Source organism: Streptomyces sp. NPDC044061 (genome assembly GCF_056434305.1).
In genome coordinates this window covers 84,121-99,526 of record NZ_JBWKFL010000008.1, presented here as the reverse complement: position 1 = coordinate 99,526, position 15,406 = coordinate 84,121, and the positions used below count along the sequence as shown (strand labels likewise).

General features: G+C 72.5%; 14 protein-coding genes. 7 read left to right on the top strand and 7 right to left on the bottom strand.

Going from position 1 to position 15,406, the window contains the following annotated elements; all coding sequences use genetic code 11:
* Nucleotides 1-8 precede the first annotated feature (8 nt).
* The gene (locus AC07CM_RS15130) at nucleotides 9-1,121 is read right to left on the bottom strand and encodes an acyltransferase family protein (protein WP_478876826.1); all 1,113 of its coding nucleotides are present in this window, start codon (nucleotides 1,119-1,121) and stop codon (nucleotides 9-11) included.
* Between the two features lie 177 nt (nucleotides 1,122-1,298).
* Nucleotides 1,299-1,754 carry a tellurite resistance TerB family protein gene (locus tag AC07CM_RS15125; RefSeq protein ID WP_478876825.1) on the bottom strand — a complete coding sequence of 152 codons (456 nt, stop codon included), beginning with the start codon at nucleotides 1,752-1,754 and terminating at the stop codon, nucleotides 1,299-1,301.
* 228 nt (nucleotides 1,755-1,982) lie between these two features.
* Between AC07CM_RS15125 and AC07CM_RS15120 the strand changes: the two genes are divergently transcribed.
* Nucleotides 1,983-2,813, top strand: coding sequence for an SDR family NAD(P)-dependent oxidoreductase (locus AC07CM_RS15120; protein WP_478876824.1), 831 nt, complete (start codon nucleotides 1,983-1,985; stop codon nucleotides 2,811-2,813).
* A gap of 22 nt (nucleotides 2,814-2,835) precedes the next feature.
* Here the strand turns inward: AC07CM_RS15120 and meaB are convergent, their stop codons facing one another.
* The 4 genes from meaB to AC07CM_RS15100 form a co-directional block, all read right to left on the bottom strand.
* Entirely contained in the window at nucleotides 2,836-3,822 is a 987-nt protein-coding gene (meaB, locus tag AC07CM_RS15115; RefSeq protein WP_478876823.1) for a methylmalonyl Co-A mutase-associated GTPase MeaB, read from the bottom strand.
* A gap of 6 nt (nucleotides 3,823-3,828) precedes the next feature.
* Nucleotides 3,829-6,003 (bottom strand): methylmalonyl-CoA mutase, encoded by a 2,175-nt coding sequence (gene scpA, locus AC07CM_RS15110; RefSeq protein ID WP_478876822.1) that lies wholly within the window; start codon nucleotides 6,001-6,003, stop codon nucleotides 3,829-3,831.
* Entirely contained in the window at nucleotides 6,003-7,811 is a 1,809-nt protein-coding gene (locus AC07CM_RS15105) for a methylmalonyl-CoA mutase family protein (protein WP_478876821.1), read from the bottom strand. The genes scpA and AC07CM_RS15105 overlap by 1 nt, the downstream gene beginning before the upstream one ends.
* A gap of 109 nt (nucleotides 7,812-7,920) precedes the next feature.
* Nucleotides 7,921-8,424: a MarR family winged helix-turn-helix transcriptional regulator gene (locus tag AC07CM_RS15100; RefSeq protein WP_478876820.1), complete on the bottom strand. Its 504-nt coding sequence runs from the start codon at nucleotides 8,422-8,424 to the stop codon at nucleotides 7,921-7,923.
* A 95-nt stretch (nucleotides 8,425-8,519) separates the two neighbouring features.
* On the opposite strand from AC07CM_RS15100, the gene AC07CM_RS15095 reads away from it, so the two are divergent.
* Nucleotides 8,520-9,035, top strand: coding sequence for a YceI family protein (locus AC07CM_RS15095; RefSeq protein ID WP_478876819.1), 516 nt, complete (start codon nucleotides 8,520-8,522; stop codon nucleotides 9,033-9,035).
* A gap of 2 nt (nucleotides 9,036-9,037) precedes the next feature.
* On the opposite strand, the gene AC07CM_RS15090 is transcribed toward AC07CM_RS15095, so the two are convergent.
* Entirely contained in the window at nucleotides 9,038-10,801 is a 1,764-nt protein-coding gene (locus AC07CM_RS15090) for a hypothetical protein (RefSeq protein ID WP_478876818.1), read from the bottom strand.
* A 185-nt stretch (nucleotides 10,802-10,986) separates the two neighbouring features.
* On the opposite strand from AC07CM_RS15090, the gene AC07CM_RS15085 reads away from it, so the two are divergent.
* The 5 genes from AC07CM_RS15085 to AC07CM_RS15065 all read left to right on the top strand — a co-directional run bounded on the left by AC07CM_RS15085 (nucleotide 10,987) and on the right by AC07CM_RS15065 (nucleotide 15,287).
* Entirely contained in the window at nucleotides 10,987-11,406 is a 420-nt protein-coding gene (locus AC07CM_RS15085) for a cell division protein SepF (protein ID WP_478876817.1), read from the top strand.
* Between the two features lie 227 nt (nucleotides 11,407-11,633).
* A complete protein-coding gene (locus tag AC07CM_RS15080; protein WP_478876816.1) occupies nucleotides 11,634-12,914 on the top strand; it encodes an AAA family ATPase in 1,281 nt (426 codons plus the stop codon).
* Nucleotides 12,911-13,255 carry a nucleotide pyrophosphohydrolase gene (locus AC07CM_RS15075; RefSeq protein WP_478876815.1) on the top strand — a complete coding sequence of 115 codons (345 nt, stop codon included), beginning with the start codon at nucleotides 12,911-12,913 and terminating at the stop codon, nucleotides 13,253-13,255. Before AC07CM_RS15080 ends, AC07CM_RS15075 begins: the two co-directional genes overlap by 4 nt.
* 201 nt (nucleotides 13,256-13,456) lie before the next feature.
* On the top strand, nucleotides 13,457-13,942 hold the full coding sequence (locus tag AC07CM_RS15070; protein ID WP_478876814.1) for a DUF6099 family protein: 486 nt from the start codon (nucleotides 13,457-13,459) through the stop codon (nucleotides 13,940-13,942).
* A 421-nt stretch (nucleotides 13,943-14,363) separates the two neighbouring features.
* Nucleotides 14,364-15,287, top strand: a complete 924-nt coding sequence (locus AC07CM_RS15065; protein ID WP_478876813.1) for an LLM class F420-dependent oxidoreductase — start codon at nucleotides 14,364-14,366, stop codon at nucleotides 15,285-15,287.
* The last annotated feature ends 119 nt before the right edge of the window (nucleotides 15,288-15,406 follow it).

Below are 15,406 nucleotides of genomic sequence, written 5' to 3'. Positions count from 1 at the left end.
GCAGCCGGTCAGACGCCGCGGACCGCCGAGCCGGGGCGGTCCCCGGCGCCCTGCGCGCGGCGGAAGGCCCAGTCCGTCCTCGGCTCCACCGCGTACCGGAAGATCCGCCGCACCGGTGGCGTGCAGAGCACGGTCACCGCCGCGGCCGCCGCGACGGCGACGGTGATCCAGCCGAGGGGCTGGTGCACCCAGCGGGGGTCGTACCAGCCCCAGAACCTGGAGCCCTGGGCGAGGAAGCCGTGCAGCAGGTAACCGTAGAGGGTGCCGGCGCCCAGTACGGTGAACCACGTCCTCCGCCCGGGCACCCAGGCCAGGAAGCAGGCGACCAGGAGCAGCGAGCAGCCGAAGGTCGCCAGGGTCATGACCGGGCCGTACCAGAAGGGCGCGCCGAGCTCCTGGGCGCTGTCGCGGTGGAGGAACCAGGCGGAGCGCGGTTGCGCCCAGTACGCCACCGCGAGCGCACCCGCGAACACCGGTACCGCGAGCACCCGCACCGACCAGCGGCGTATCCGGCGGAAGTGCTCCGGTTCCAGGCACAGCCCCAGGACGAAGTAGGGCAGGAACTGCAGGACGCGCTGCAGGTCGAGGTCGTTGCCTATGGACGGTGAGAGGGAGGCCAGCATCGCGACGGCGAGTGCGAGCGGCAGCGGCCACCGGACGAGCCGCCACATCGGGGTGGTCAGCCGCCAGATGAACAGTGCCGCCAGGAACCACGTCAGATAGAGCGGGTCCAGCAGGCTGACCGGGCGGTCCGGGGCGTCGTCGGTCCACCGGGTGAAGAGCGTGTACGCCGTCTCGAAGACGACGTAGGGCACGGCGACCGAGGTGACCAGGCGCCCGATCCGTGCCGGAGTCGCCTCGAAACCGCGCGAGAAGTGGCCCGCCAGCACGATGAACGCGGGCATGTGGAAGGCGTAGACGAGCGTGTAGAGAGCCGTGACGGTCCGGCTGCCGTCGCGCAGCGGCTCCCACGCATGACCGACCGCGACCAGCACGATCGCCAGATACTTGGCGTTGTCGAAGAACGCGTCCCGCTGCTTCGCCCGCTGGGCACCGGAGGGGGCACCCGATGTCGTCCGTGCCGCATGCGAGGGCGCGGATGCTGGTCTGGGGTACGGCATCCCAGCCGTCTCACCGCATGCCCGCACCGCAAACCGGCGACCGCCACCGTGTTACGCAGCTCACACGCCTCGGATCCGAACCGGCCGGAGGGGGTGAGCGGTCTCGGGGCGGAGTGCCGGGCCGGTCCTCCCCGGCACCCGCCCGGCACCCCACCCCACCCTCCGGCGGGCCCCCGATCAGAGGTCGAACTCGTGCGGCGGCAGGTCGAGGGTGAAGCAGGCCTCGCGGACGACGGCCTGCTCGGTCTTGTCGAAGTCGCCGTCCGCCCCGCCGATGACGATGCCGATCTGGATGACGGCACGCGCCTCGGCGGGCTTCTTCTTCGCCTTGGCGATCTCCTGCAGGACGCTGACCTTGCCGAAGGCGAAGTCGGCGGTCAGCTTGTTCAGGTTGTCCTCGAAGCGGCGGCGCAGGTCGTCGGCGGGGAAGTTCTGCAGGACCTCGTTGGTGGCGATCAGCTGGGCCACGCGCTGCCGCTCGGCCGGGTCGATGGTGCCGTCGGCGGCCGCCACGAGGGCGCACATCGCCATGCTCGCGTCGCGGAAGGCACCGCTCTTGAGGTCGTTCTTCTTCGCCACGAGCTGGGTCTGCATCGTCGACGCGGATTCCTTGATGCGGTCCCACAGGGCCATGAGAACTCCAGAAGTTCGCATAGAAGGCTCGACGCGCCCGGGCGGCGACGCGATGCCTCATCGATATCTACAGCAACGTAGAAACTTGCGACGTGGCGGATAAGTTCCGGCTCTTTCCCCGATGTTCGGCAGCCGACGAGCGCACTGGCGCGAAGTCGTCGGCGGCTCGCCCGCCCGGCTCTAGGCTCGGACGCGCTGTGTGATCTCGACGGAGGGGGCTGAACTGCGGTGACGGGCACGCGGGTTGTCGTGGTGACCGGGGGTGGTACGGGCATCGGGGAGGCCACTGCCCGGCTGCTGCGCGAGGGTGGGCACCATGTGGTCGTCTCCGGCCGGCGGACCGAACCGCTGCGGCGGATCGAGCGGGAGACGGGGGCGCTCGCGCATCCCTCCGACGTCGGGGACCCCGACGCGGCCGAGGGCCTCGTCCGGGCGGCGCTGGCGGCCCACGGGCGGCTCGACGGGCTGGTGCTCAACGCGGGCATCGGGCGCGGGGGAGCCGTCGGCGACCTGTCGCTCGCGGACTGGGACGAGGTGATGCGCACCAACGTCACCGGGCCGCTGCTGCTCCTGCGCGCGGCGATCCCGCACCTGTTGGAGAGCCGGGGCTCGGTGGTCGGCGTGGCGTCGGTGTCGGCCCTGCGCAACGGCACGAGCAACGCCCCGTACGCCACGTCGAAGGCGGCCCTGCTCCAGCTGTGCCGCTCGGTCGCCGTCGACTACGGGCGCCGGGGTGTGCGGGCCAACGTCGTGTGCCCCGGCTGGGTCCGGAGCGAGATGGCCGACCGGCGCATGGCCCGCTTCGTCGAGGAGGCGGACCTGCGGGACGGGAGCGTGGAGGCCGGCTACGAGGAGGCGACCAGGCTCCTGCCCATGGGACGGCCCGGCGAGCCCCGTGAGATCGCCGAGACGATCGACTGGCTGCTGTCGCCGGCGGCGTCCTACGTCAACGGCGCGGTCCTCACCGTCGACGGCGGCGCCACCGCCCTCGATCCCGGCACGCTCGCCTTCGACTTCCACATCGCGCCACGCCACGACGGCGGCTCCGGCACTCCGTGAGCCGTACGGCGCCCTCGAAGACCTATTCGGTGCCCTCGAACGCCAGAAGGATCTGTTCCGCCGCCAGCGTCGCCGTCAACGAGCCCTCCCTGACCCGCCGTTCCAGAGCGGGCGCGCTCTCGCGTACCGCGGGGTGCCTGCGCAGGCGGTCCAGGAGTTCGTCGCGGACCATCGACCAGGTCCAGTCGACCTGCTGGTCCCGCCGCTTGGCGGTGAGCCGTCCGGTGGAGTCGAGCAGGGTGCGGTGCTGTTCCAGCCGGTCCCACACCACGTCCAGGCCCATCGACTCACGGGCGCTGCAACTCAGCACCGGCGGGGTCCAGAACGCGTCCTTGCCGTGCATCAGGCGCAGCGCGCCCGCCAGTTCACGGGCGGCGGCCTTCGCGTCACGCTCGTGCGGGCCGTCCGCCTTGTTGACGGCGATCACGTCGGCCAGCTCCAGGACGCCCTTCTTGATGCCCTGCAACTGGTCGCCGGTGCGGGCCAGGGTCAGCAGCAGGAAGGAGTCGACCATGTTCGCGACGGTGGTCTCGGACTGACCCACGCCGACGGTCTCGACCAGGATCACGTCGTAGCCGGCCGCCTCCATGACCACCATCGACTCCCGGGTGGCCTTCGCGACCCCGCCCAGCGTGCCCGCGCTGGGGGAGGGCCGCACGAAGGCCGCCGGGTCCACCGCCAGCCGCTCCATCCTCGTCTTGTCGCCGAGGATCGAACCGCCGGTGCGGGTCGAGGAGGGGTCGACCGCGAGGACGGCCACCCGGTGGCCCAGCGAGGTCAGCATCGTGCCGAACGCGTCGATGAAGGTCGACTTGCCCACGCCCGGCACACCGCTGATGCCGATCCGCCGCGCCCGGCCGCTGTGCGGAAGCAGCTCCGTGAGCAACTGCTGCGCCAGCGCCCGGTGCTGGGGGCGGGTGGACTCGACGAGCGTGATGGCGCGTGCCACCAGGGCCCGCTTCCCGTCGAGCACACCCTTCACATACGTGTCGAGATCGATCGCTGCCATCGGGCTCTACAGGTCGTGGCCGAGGTCGGCCGACAGCCGCTTCACCAGGTCGTACGCCGCGTCCGGGATCACCGTCCCGGGCAGGAACACGGCCACCGCGCCCATCTCGAGCAGCACCGGCACGTCCTGCGGCGGGATGACCCCGCCGACCACGACGGTGATGTCCTCCCGGCCCTCCTCGGCGAGCTTCTCGCGCAGCGCCGGGACCAGCGTGAGGTGACCGGCGGCCAGCGAGGACACCCCGACCACGTGCACGTCCGCCTCGACCGCCTGACGGGCGACCTCCTCCGGCGTCTGGAACAGCGGGCCGACGTCGACGTCGAAGCCGAGGTCGGCGAAGGCGGTGGCGATCACCTTCTGGCCGCGGTCGTGGCCGTCCTGGCCCATCTTGGCGACCAGGATGCGCGGGCGGCGCCCCTCGGCCTCCTCGAAGGCGTCCACCAGAGCACGGGTGCGGTCCACGGACGGGGACTCCCCTGCTTCGTTGCGGTACACGCCGGAGATCGTACGGATCTGGCTCGCGTGCCGGCCGTACACCTTCTCCAGGGCGTCGGAGATCTCGCCGACGGTCGCCTTGGCGCGGGCCGCGCGCACGGCCAGCTCGAGCAGGTTGCCGTCGCCGTCGGCCGCCCGGGTCAGCGCGTCCAGCGCGTCCCGGCAGGCCTGCTCGTCGCGCTCCGCCCGCAGCCGCCGCAGCTTCTCGATCTGCTGGGCGCGCACGGAGGAGTTGTCGACCTTGAGGACCTCGATCGCCTCGTCGTTCTCCACCCGGTACTTGTTCACGCCGATCACCGGCTGACGACCGGAGTCGATGCGGGCCTGCGTGCGCGCTGCAGCCTCCTCCACGCGCAGCTTCGGGATGCCGGCGTCGATGGCCTGCGCCATGCCGCCCGCCTGCTCGACCTCCTGGATGTGCGCCCACGCCTTGCGGGCGAGGTCGTACGTCAGCCGCTCCACGTACGCGCTGCCGCCCCACGGGTCGATGACCCGGGTGGTGCCGGACTCCTGCTGGATGAGCAGCTGGGTGTTGCGGGCGATGCGCGCCGAGAAGTCGGTGGGCAGCGCCAGCGCCTCGTCGAGGGCGTTGGTGTGCAGCGACTGGGTGTGGCCCTGGGTCGCCGCCATCGCCTCCACGCACGTACGCGTGACGTTGTTGAAGACGTCCTGCGCGGTCAGCGACCAGCCCGAGGTCTGCGAATGGGTGCGCAGGGACAGGGACTTGGAGTTCTTCGGCTCGAACTGCGAGACCAGCTTGGCCCACAGCAGGCGCGCGGCCCGCAGCTTGGCGACCTCCATGAAGAAGTTCATGCCGATCGCCCAGAAGAACGACAGCCGGGGCGCGAACGCGTCCACGTCCAGGCCGGCCTCCCGCCCGGCGCGGATGTACTCGACACCGTCCGCGAGCGTGTACGCCAGCTCCAGGTCGGCCGTGGCTCCGGCTTCCTGGATGTGGTAGCCGGAGATGGAGATGGAGTTGTAGCGGGGCATCCGCTGCGAGGTGTACGCGAAGATGTCGGAGATGATCCGCATCGACGGCTTCGGCGGATAGATGTAGGTGTTGCGGACCATGAACTCCTTCAGAATGTCGTTCTGAATGGTTCCGGCCAGCTTCTCGGGCGGTACGCCCTGTTCCTCCGCCGCCACGATGTACAGCGCCAGGATCGGCAGCACGGCGCCGTTCATCGTCATCGACACGGTCATCTTGTCCAGCGGGATCCCGTCGAACAGCTGCCGCATGTCGTAGATCGAGTCGATGGCCACGCCCGCCATGCCGACGTCGCCGGTCACCCGCGGGTGGTCGCTGTCGTAACCCCGGTGCGTGGGCAGGTCGAAGGCGACCGACAGACCCTTCTGGCCCGCCGCCAGGTTGCGCCGGTAGAACGCGTTGGACTCCTCGGCGGTGGAGAAGCCCGCGTACTGGCGGATCGTCCAGGGCTGGTTGACGTACATCGTCGGGTACGGACCGCGCAGGTACGGCGCCATGCCCGGGTACGTGTCCAGGAAGTCCAGGCCCTCCAGGTCACGCCCGGTGTACAGCGGCTTGACCCCGATGCCCTCCGGGGTCTCCCACAGCGGCTCTTCACTGCCGGTGGCGCGCTTGACGGCCGTACGCCACTCCTCGGCGCTGCCGCCGGCGACCGGCGTCCCCAGCTCGATGCCGGAGAAGTCGGGGATTCCCATCAGGACACTCCCATGCGGTCGAGGGTCGCGGAGAGTACGGCGACGGCGTCGCAGCCCGCGAAGACGTAGGCGTCGATGCCGGGGCGGTCGGCCGGGCGGCCCGCGAGGAACACGTGCCGTGCACCTGCCGCGCGCAGCGACTCGGCGGCCTGCTCGGCCTGTTCGGCGTACAGGGCGTCGCTGGAGCAGAGCACGGCCTCGGTGGCGCCGCTGTCCTCGAAGCGGCCCTCGGTGACCGGCTCGATGCCGCCCGCCTGGAAGAGGTTGGCCGCGAAGGTCGCGCGCGCGGTGTGCTCGGCGGCCGAGCCCAGCGTGGCCAGGAAGATCCGGGGACGGGAGCCGGTCGCCGCGAGGTGGGCGTCGGAGCGGGCGCGCAGTTCCTCGAAAGCCTCGTCGCGGCGCACCCGGGGCAGACCGCCGGAGGGCTGCCCGGGGGCGGGCTCGCGCTCCACCGGCTTCTCGGACAGGAGCGGGAACTCGCTGACGCCCGTGATGGGTTCGCGCCGCTTGGCGAGCTTCTTGGAGCGGTCGGCCCACGTGGTCGCCAGGTCCGTGCGGATCCGGCCGGAGCGCAGCACCGCCGCCTGACCGCCGTCCCGTTCGACGGAGCGGAAGAACTCCCAGGCGGCGCGGGCGAGTTCGTCGGTGAGCCGCTCGACGTACCAGGAGCCGCCCGCCGGGTCGATGACCCGGGCCAGGTGGGACTCCTCCACCAGGATCGTGGAGGTGTTGCGGGCGATACGGCGGGCGAACGCGTCCGGCAGGCCCAGGGCGTGGTCGAACGGCAGCACGGTGACGGAGTCGGCGCCGCCCACCCCGGCGGCCAGCGTCGCGACCGTCGTGCGGAGCATGTTCACCCACGGGTCCCGGCGCGACATCATCACCGGCGAGGTCACCACGTGCTGCACCTGGGCGCCCGCGCCCGGCGCGCCGGACACCTCGGCGACCCGGGCCCACAGCCGGCGCGCCGCACGCAGCTTGGCGATGGTCAGGAACTGGTCGGCGGTGGCCGCGTAGCGGAACTCCAGCTGCGCGCAGGCCGCTTCGACCGTGAGGCCGGCCTCGGTCAGCTCCCGCAGATAGGCCACGCCGGTGGCGAGGGAGGCGCCCAGTTCCTGTGCGGCCGAGCCGCCCGCCTCGTGGTAGGGCAGCGCGTCCACGGTCAGCGCGCGCAGGTTCGGGTACCGCTCGGCGCAGCGCGCGGCGAGGGCGGCGACGGGCGCGAAGTCCTGCGCGGTGCCCGTGCGGGCCTCGTACCCGAGCGGGTCGGCGCCCAGGTTGCCGCGCACGGCCTTCGGGTCGACGCCCTTCTCCTCGTACAGCCGCAGCAGCCCGGCCGCGGCGGCCTCGACGTCACGGCCGGCGTCCAGGACCACCGGGGCCAGGTCGAGGAAGACGCCGTCGAGGGCGCGCGGCAGGTCGGACACCGGGATGCCGCCCTGGCCCACCAGGAGCCAGAGCGAGGTGACGCCGTTCTCCAGGTCCGCCAGGACCGCGCCGTCGACGAGCGCCGCGTGCCGCTGTCGTACGTCCCAGCCGCCCGCGGTGTTGCCCTCGGGGCGGCCGCCGCGCAGATACGGGGCGAAGCCGGGCAGGCCGGGGTCGGGCGCGTCGTCGCGCGCGGTGTAGAGGGGCCGGGTGCGCAGCCCGTCCTCGAGCGTCGTGGACAGGGCGTCCTCAGCTGCCTCGCCCGAGACTTCCTTGCCCGACTTGCGCAGCACACCCTCGACCAGGCGTTGCCACTGCTCGTGTGTCGCGGCAGGGAACTCGGCGGCCAGTGAGAGCCCGTCGTCAGGCAGGACCGTCATGGCTCGGATGCTAGGGCAGTGCGCTCAATCGAGTGCAGGGCGAGGCTTGTGACGTTTCCCTCCTTGCGGCTGTGACCTGGCCCTCCCCCATGCCCAAGAGCCCGATTTCCTACCGTTGGTACGGCTCGTCGGCGAGCTCGGGCACCAGGGCGCTCAGCGCCTCGCGCTGTTCGGGGCCGACGAAGCGGGCGAGGGCCTCCCTGACCGTCTCCGCCAGGGTGCCCGAGGCCTTGCGCAGCCGCCGCCGGGCCTTGTCGGTGAGCGCCACCTCGATGCCCCGCTTGTCGCCGCAGACGGACTCGCGGGTGACCAGACCGGCCCGCTGCAGGCAGGCGATCTGGTAGGTGAGCCGGGTCTTGGGGCGGCCGAGGAGTTCGGCGATCCGGGTCATGCGCAGGCCGCCCCGCGGCTGCTCGGCCAGCAGGCACAGGATGAGGAACTCGTCGTGCGAGACGTCCAGGGAGTCCTTCACGACCGACCGCAGCCGCTGCTCCACCGCGCCCGTCGCGGCCAGCAGCAGCATCCAGGCCCGCAGTTCGCCCGGGAGTAGTCCGCTGCCCGCGGCGGAGGGGCAAGGGGGCTGGTCGGCGGGGTGTTCGTCGGGGGCGGCCATGGCTTCGAGTCTACCTGTTGTCCAAATTTGGATATTGGGTTAGCGTGAGTCCCCGAAGTCATCCAAATTTGAACCACTGAATCAGGAGGACGGCCATGACCGTCGCCGTGGAAACAGGCCTGTGGCAGCTCGACCCGACCGCGTCCGCCGTGGGCCTGCGGCACAAGACCTTCTGGGGTCTGGTCACCGTCAAGGGCACGTTCGCCGCCGTCACCGGTCAGGGCGAGGTACGGCCCGACGGCTCGGCCACCGGCACCGTGACGCTGGACGTGGCCTCCCTGGACACCGGGAACGCCAAGCGGGACACCCACCTGCGCTCGGCCGACCTCCTGGACGCCGACAGCCACCCGGAGATCACCTTCGCCGTCGGCGGCGCCGACCGCCTCGACGGCGACGACGTCCGGGTCACCGGCCGGCTGACCGTGCGGGGCGTCAGCAGGCCGCTGTCCCTCACCGCGCGGCTGACCTCGGCGACGGCCGAGGCGCTCGGCCTGGAGGCCGAGTTCACGGTGGACCGCGACCAGTTCGGCGTGAGCTGGAACCAGCTGGGCATGATGCGCGGCCTGACCACGGTGACCGCCGCGCTCCGGTTCACGCGCGCGGCCGCCTGAGGTCAGCCCCGCCGGTCCAGTTCGGCCGGACGCACGTCCCGGGTGGACAGCGTCTGCGGACTCGCCGTGAAGGCACGCAGCCGGATGCGGGCGCTCTTCTTGAGGGGCAGCGGGAACCGGCCGGAGGGCGCCCGCAGTTCGACGGTCGCCGCGGAGTGCGCGGGGATCGTGGCCGGGCCGCGCACGAGGGACCAGTACCTGCTCATGCCCTGGCCCGTCGTGAGCATGTAGTGCGGGGTGAGCGGGCCGCTCCCGGTGTTGGTCACCCGCAGCGTCAGCGTGGACAGCGACCGCGCCGTGGCCCGCCGCGCCGCCGCGACGTCCATCCGCAGCGGGGGCCGTCCCGACACCGCCAGGGTCGCGCTCACCAGCGCGGGCAGCACCAGGAGCAGCACCGCCCCCACCAGTGCGGGGCGTCGGCGCGGGCCGGTCAGCCACCGTGGGCGCGGCTGCCAGGCGCGCCCGAACTCCGAGAGGGGCACAGTGATCGCCGCCGCGAGCCACAGCGGGGTCATCATCAGGTAGTAGCCGTCCTGGGAACGGGTCGCCAGGTAGAAGGCGCACCAGGGCAGCACGGTCGCCGCCGGCCCCAGCCGCCGGACGAACAGCACGAACAACGCCAGCAGGGCCGCGGCCAGCAGCACGCTCGCGTGGCCGTACCAGTCGAGCCGGTCGCTGCCGTGCGTGAAGTACAGGGAGATGTCCACCAGACCCTGGCCGTGCAGCACCGCCCCCTGCGTCAGCGGCAGGGCGATCCCACCGAGCCAGGGGCCCGGTTCGTGCGCGATGAAGTACGTGTTGATGAGCAGCCACGTCGTCGCGGCGATGCCCAGGATCCGCAGCACCACCAGGCCGGCCGCACGCCCGCCCAGTTCGCCACGGCGTACGGCGTAGATGCCGGCCAGCAGGAACGGCGTCACGAACCACGGCAGTTGCTGGGCCGCGCACGCGGCCCCGAGGCACGCGGCCCGCGCGATCCCCGACGCGCCGAGCCGGCCGCCGCCGCCGATGCGCGGCCAGCCCACCACCACCGGGATCAGCAGGACCATCGCCGGAATGGCGGGGTAGCCCTGGCGCGCGTACGTCGGCAGGAAACTGAAGCCCAGACAGAGCATCGTCGCCGCCGAGCGCCACGGCACCGGCAGCAGCCGCCACAGCACCACGGCGCCGGCGATCAGCGCGAGCGTCGCCGCCGCGGTCGCCGGGGCGCCGCCGTGGCCCAGCCACAGCAGGGGTGCCGTCAGCAGCGGGGTGAGCGGGGGATAGCCGTAGGTGAAGTCGTAACCGCCCTCTATGGTCGGCGTCAGGGCGACGCCCCTGCCGTGGAACAGCCAGGGCCAGGGCTGCCCGTACATCGGGTGCCCGGCGACCAGTTCGCGGGTGGCCTGCGTGGTCAGGACGGCCTCGTCGCCGCCGGCGTGGTTCAGCGCCCAGGTGCACAGCGTGAGCGTGATCGCGGTGAGCAGCACGACGAGGTCGAGGCGGGCCAGTGAGCGCGCCCGGCGGACCGTCAGCGCGAGTACGCCGCTGACCAGGATCGAGGCGTAGCAGACGGAGATGACCCCGGCGAGGACGAGACGGTGCGAGGCCGCCTGGGTCCACACCGCGCGTGTGCCGATGAACAGGCTCACGTCGGCCAGCAGGGTCAGGACGCGGTGCCACTGCGCGGGGCTCCGGGGGTCCTCGGTGTGGCCTCCCGGAGCGGCGGACACCGCCGACTGTGTCCGCCGGCCGGGTGTCACCTGTTGTTTTTCTGCCAAGTGCACGGCACCGGACGGTAGCGGCGGCCGGTGAGCGGGGCACGGCGGCAGGTGAAGAGTCCGGTGTGAGGGCGGTAAGAAGCGGGCGTATTCGTACATGTGCCGCAGGGGGAGCGGATGCCGGGCGGTCGCGCAGTGTGTCGCTGTTGGGCCGAACGGGTGACTTGGCGTAAGAATTGGCTGGTGCAGGCATGGAGTACGAGTCAGGTCAGGTGGAGCCGGTGAGCCGTTACGACGTCACCGATGAACAGTGGGAAGGGCTCGCCCAGGTCGTGCCGCTGCGGGGCCGGGACGCCTGGCCGTCCGCGGTGAGCCACCGCTCGCTGCCCGACGCGGAGACCGAGACCCGGCGCCGGTTCGTCGTCCTGCGGGTCAATGTCTTCGCGGACGCCCGCGAGGTCGCCGAGACGCTGATGGCCGGGATCCCGGTGCTGCTCGACCTGACCGGCGCGGAGGGCGAGGTCGCCAAGCGCGTCCTCGACTTCAGCACCGGTGTCGTCTTCGGCCTGGGCAGCGGAATGCACCGGGTCGACCGCAACGTCTTCCTCCTCACCCCGCCCGGCACGGAGGTCAGCGGGTTGATGGAGGGAGCGGGGGTCTCCGGGGGCTGAGGCGGAGGCGTCCGGCGGCGACATCGCGGGTGTCCTGCTGCCGGCGGTCCGGTGCCCCGCGACCGCCCGCCCGGCGAGTCGGGGCCGTCCTCCGGTCCGGTGGTCCCACGGCCGCCCGCCGGGCTCGCGTGTTCCCTGTCGGGAGGCATGCCCGCCCGTCCCTCGATCGTAGGAAGGTCCGCCGGGCAAAACGGTTCACCGGGGCCGCGGAGGCCTACCGTCCGCATATGGCCGTGTCCTCCGCGTCCGCCGAGCCCGCCGTTTCGTCCGGGGCCTCCGCGGCTCCCGACCGTTCGGCGTTCACCGCGCCCGCCGTGCCGGCGCGGCCTGCCCCGAGCGCGCACGGCGCCACCCCGGGGTCCGACCCGCCGGACCCGGCCTCCCCGGCCTGCGTCGACGTACGCGCCCGGATCACCGAGTTGCGGCTGTCCGCCTTCGCCGGGCACCGGCGGGCCGCGTTCCCGCTCGGGGCGGTCACCCTGTTCGCCGGGGGCAGCGGGGCGGGGAAGTCGACCGCGCTGCGGGCGTACGAGGCGCTGGCCCGGCTCGGGGGAGGTGCGCCGCTCGCCGAGGTCTTCCCGGAACCGGCCGCCTGCGTCCCCGAGCGGGCGCGCCCCGACGCCGAGGGGCGGCGGGGATTCCGGATCGGGTGTACGGCCGACGGTGCCGAGGGACCGGTACGGCTCGACGTCGCCGTACAGGCCGAGCCCGAACTGCGGATCGTGGGCGAGCGGCTGACGGCGCGGGGAGTGGTCCTGCTGGAGACCGCCCTGCGCGACCCCGGCCGCCGTTCCGTGCAGGCCGCCTGGCACACCGCGGGCGCCTCCCCGGTGACCCGAGCACCGCTGCCCGACGACCGGCTCGGCACCCCCCTGCTGCCGCTGCGGGTGGCCGGCAAGACCGACGGGCAGCGGCACGTTCTCGCCGCCGCCGAGCAGATGGTCGTCGCACTGCGCTCCGTCTTCTCCTGCGATCCGTGCCCCGAGTACATGCGCGCCCCCGTCCCCTCCGGTACCGGACGGCTCATGCCCGGTTGCGACAACCTCGCCGACGTCCTGTGGCGCACCCGGTTCGAGTGCGGCCGACGGCACTCCCTGCTGGTCGAGGCGGTGCGGGCCGGCTGCGCGGGCCCGGTGGCCGACCTGGTCGCCGAGCCGCTGCCCGACGGCACCGTCCGGGCGCTGCTCGACCGGGGCGACGGCTGGTGCACCGAGCTGGCCCGGCTCGGCGACGGCGAGCTGCGCTACCTCGCGCTGGCACTGGTGCTGCTGACCGGGCCCGGAGTCCTGGACGTGGACACCCCGGGCGAGGTGCCCGACGCCCTGCGGACCCTGACCGTGCTCGCCGACGGCTTCGACCGCGGCCTCGACCCGGGCCAGCGCCGGGCGCTGCTGCGGACGGCGGCCCGGATGGGCGAGCGGGGGCACATCCGCTGCGTGGGCGCGGTGAGCGACGCCTCGTGGGCCGCGGGGGCCGAGGGCGTCACAGTGGTACACCTGAACCCGTGACGGAACACCCTGACCTGGCCGGACTCCAGCGCAGGCTGGCCGAGTTCGCCGCCGCGCGCAACTGGCAGCCCTACCACACCCCCAAGAACCTGGTGGCCGCCCTCAGTGTGGAGGCCTCGGAGCTGGTCGAGATCTTTCAGTGGCTGACGCCGGAGGAGTCGGCCCGCGTGATGGACGACCCCGGTACCGCGCACCGCGTCACGGACGAGGTCGCCGACGTCCTCGCCTATCTCCTCCAGCTCTGCGAGGTCCTCGGCATCGACCCGCTGACCGCCCTGTCCGCCAAGATCGACCGCAATGAACACCGCTTCCCGGCCCCGGGCGCACAGGACACGCCCTGACCCGGATGGGGGGTCCAATCTCCGGACCGCCGCGCTCCGTTATCACTCTCCGGAGTTGAAATCGCCCTCGAATCCGAATTGTTGTCCACAGATTTCGGGCTTCCTCTGGCTTTTCGTCCCATGGACCCTCACTCTGGGTAGTGAACAAGGGAGTTCAGGCGAACGTGCGGGAACGCACGGCGGACGGGACGGGGGCAGCGCATGGATGCGGTGCGGCTCATTGCGACGAGCAGGCGTGCCCTGGCGGGAGGCGCCGACATACCCGAGATGATGGCGGAGGTGTGGCAGGCGCAGGCCCTGGCCCAGGCGATCGGCAGCCGCCTCGCGGTGTCCGGACCGCCCGAGCTGCGGGGCGAGGCACTGGGTCTGACCGAGCTCGCGGGCCGGGGCTGCGGCGTCCTGGACCCTCCGGAACTCGACCCGGGGGACCTGCGCGCCGCCCAGCTCACCGAGCTGGACGACGCCCGGCAGACCCTGCTCTGCCTCGGCGGGCTGCTCGGTGAGGTCGGCATAGCGCTGGTCGGCATGGCCAGCGCCGCGGCCGACGAGACGACGTACTGGCAGTGCATGGAGGCCATCGACGCGGCGGACGAGTCCCGGGACCGCGTCCTGGAGATGCTGCGCAAGCTGGCGGCGCGGGAGGAGGCGTTACCCGAGAGCGCGGAGGACAGCCCGTCGGGCGTGTGAGGCGAGTGGCCGACGGGCAGGCCGGTCCGGCGCGGCGAGCCTTCGGGGGCGACGGCGGCTCACCTCACGTCACCCTCTTCGGCCGGCCACCGCCCGTACCCCGAGGCCGACCGGAACTGCGCGTCCAGGGCCGACGGATCCGCGTTCAGTGCCGCCATCAGCTCCTCCATCTGCTCCGCCGGCCCCTTCGGCTGCCCGGTGGACCCCCCGGCCGGCGTACGGACTCTTCGGTCATGGCGGCCGTCCCGACCCGTGGCTGCCGGACCGTCCGGCTCCGACGGGCCAACGATCACCGCCGGGGCCGGTCACGGGTCCGCGCGGCCTCCAGCGCGCGGGGTGGACGACTTTCACCCGACCGTGGAAGGCCGTGCCCGGCGGTACCAGTGAGGTCGAAGGGGTCCGGTCCGTGCAGGATGGATGTATGGACCTTCGAATCTTCACCGAGCCCCAGCAGGGGGCCACGTACGACACCTTGCTCACCGTGGCCAAGGCCACCGAGGACCTCGGGTTCGACGCCTTCTTCCGCTCCGACCACTACCTGCGGATGGGCAGCGCGGACGGCCTGCCCGGGCCCACGGACGCCTGGATCACCCTGGCCGGACTGGCCCGCGAGACCAAGCGCATCCGCCTCGGCACCCTGATGACGGCCGGCACCTTCCGGCTGCCCGGCGTGCTCGCCATCCAGGTGGCCCAGGTGGACCAGATGTCCGGCGGCCGGGTCGAACTCGGCCTGGGCGCGGGCTGGTTCGAGGAGGAGCACAAGGCGTACGGCATCCCGTTCCCGAAGGAGAAGTTCGCGCGCCTGGAGGAGCAGCTGGAGATCGTCACCGGGCTGTGGGCGACGAAGCTCGGTGAGAGCTTCGACTTCCACGGCACGTACTACGACCTCACCGACTCGCCCGCGCTGCCCAAGCCGGCCCAGGAGAAGATCCCGGTGCTCATCGGCGGTCACGGCGCGACCCGCACCCCGCGGCTCGCGGCCCGGTACGCCGACGAGTTCAACATCCCCTTCGCCTCCGTCGAGGACAGCGAGCGGCAGTTCGGCCGGGTGCGCGCGGCGGCCGAGGCGGCGGGCCGCAAGGCGGACGACCTGACCTGCTCCAACGCGCTCGTGGTGTGCGTCGGCAAGGACGACCGGGAGGTGGCCCGGCGGGCCGCCGCGATCGGCCGCGAGGTGGACGAGCTGAAGGCCAACGGCCTGGCCGGTTCCCCGGCCGAGGTCGTCGACAAGATCGGCCGGTACGCCGCGATCGGTTCCCGGCGGATCTACGTCCAGATCCTCGACCTCGACGACCTCGACCACCTGGAACTGATCTCCGGCCAGGTCCAGACGCAGTTGTCGTAACTCCGCTCCACACGCACCGCACGGCCCCTCGGCCCTTCCGGCGGGTTGGAGGGCCGTGCGGTGCGGGCTGTTGATTCGTCTTTGTGTTCGAGTGTGGGTAGGGTCCCGGAATCCTACGG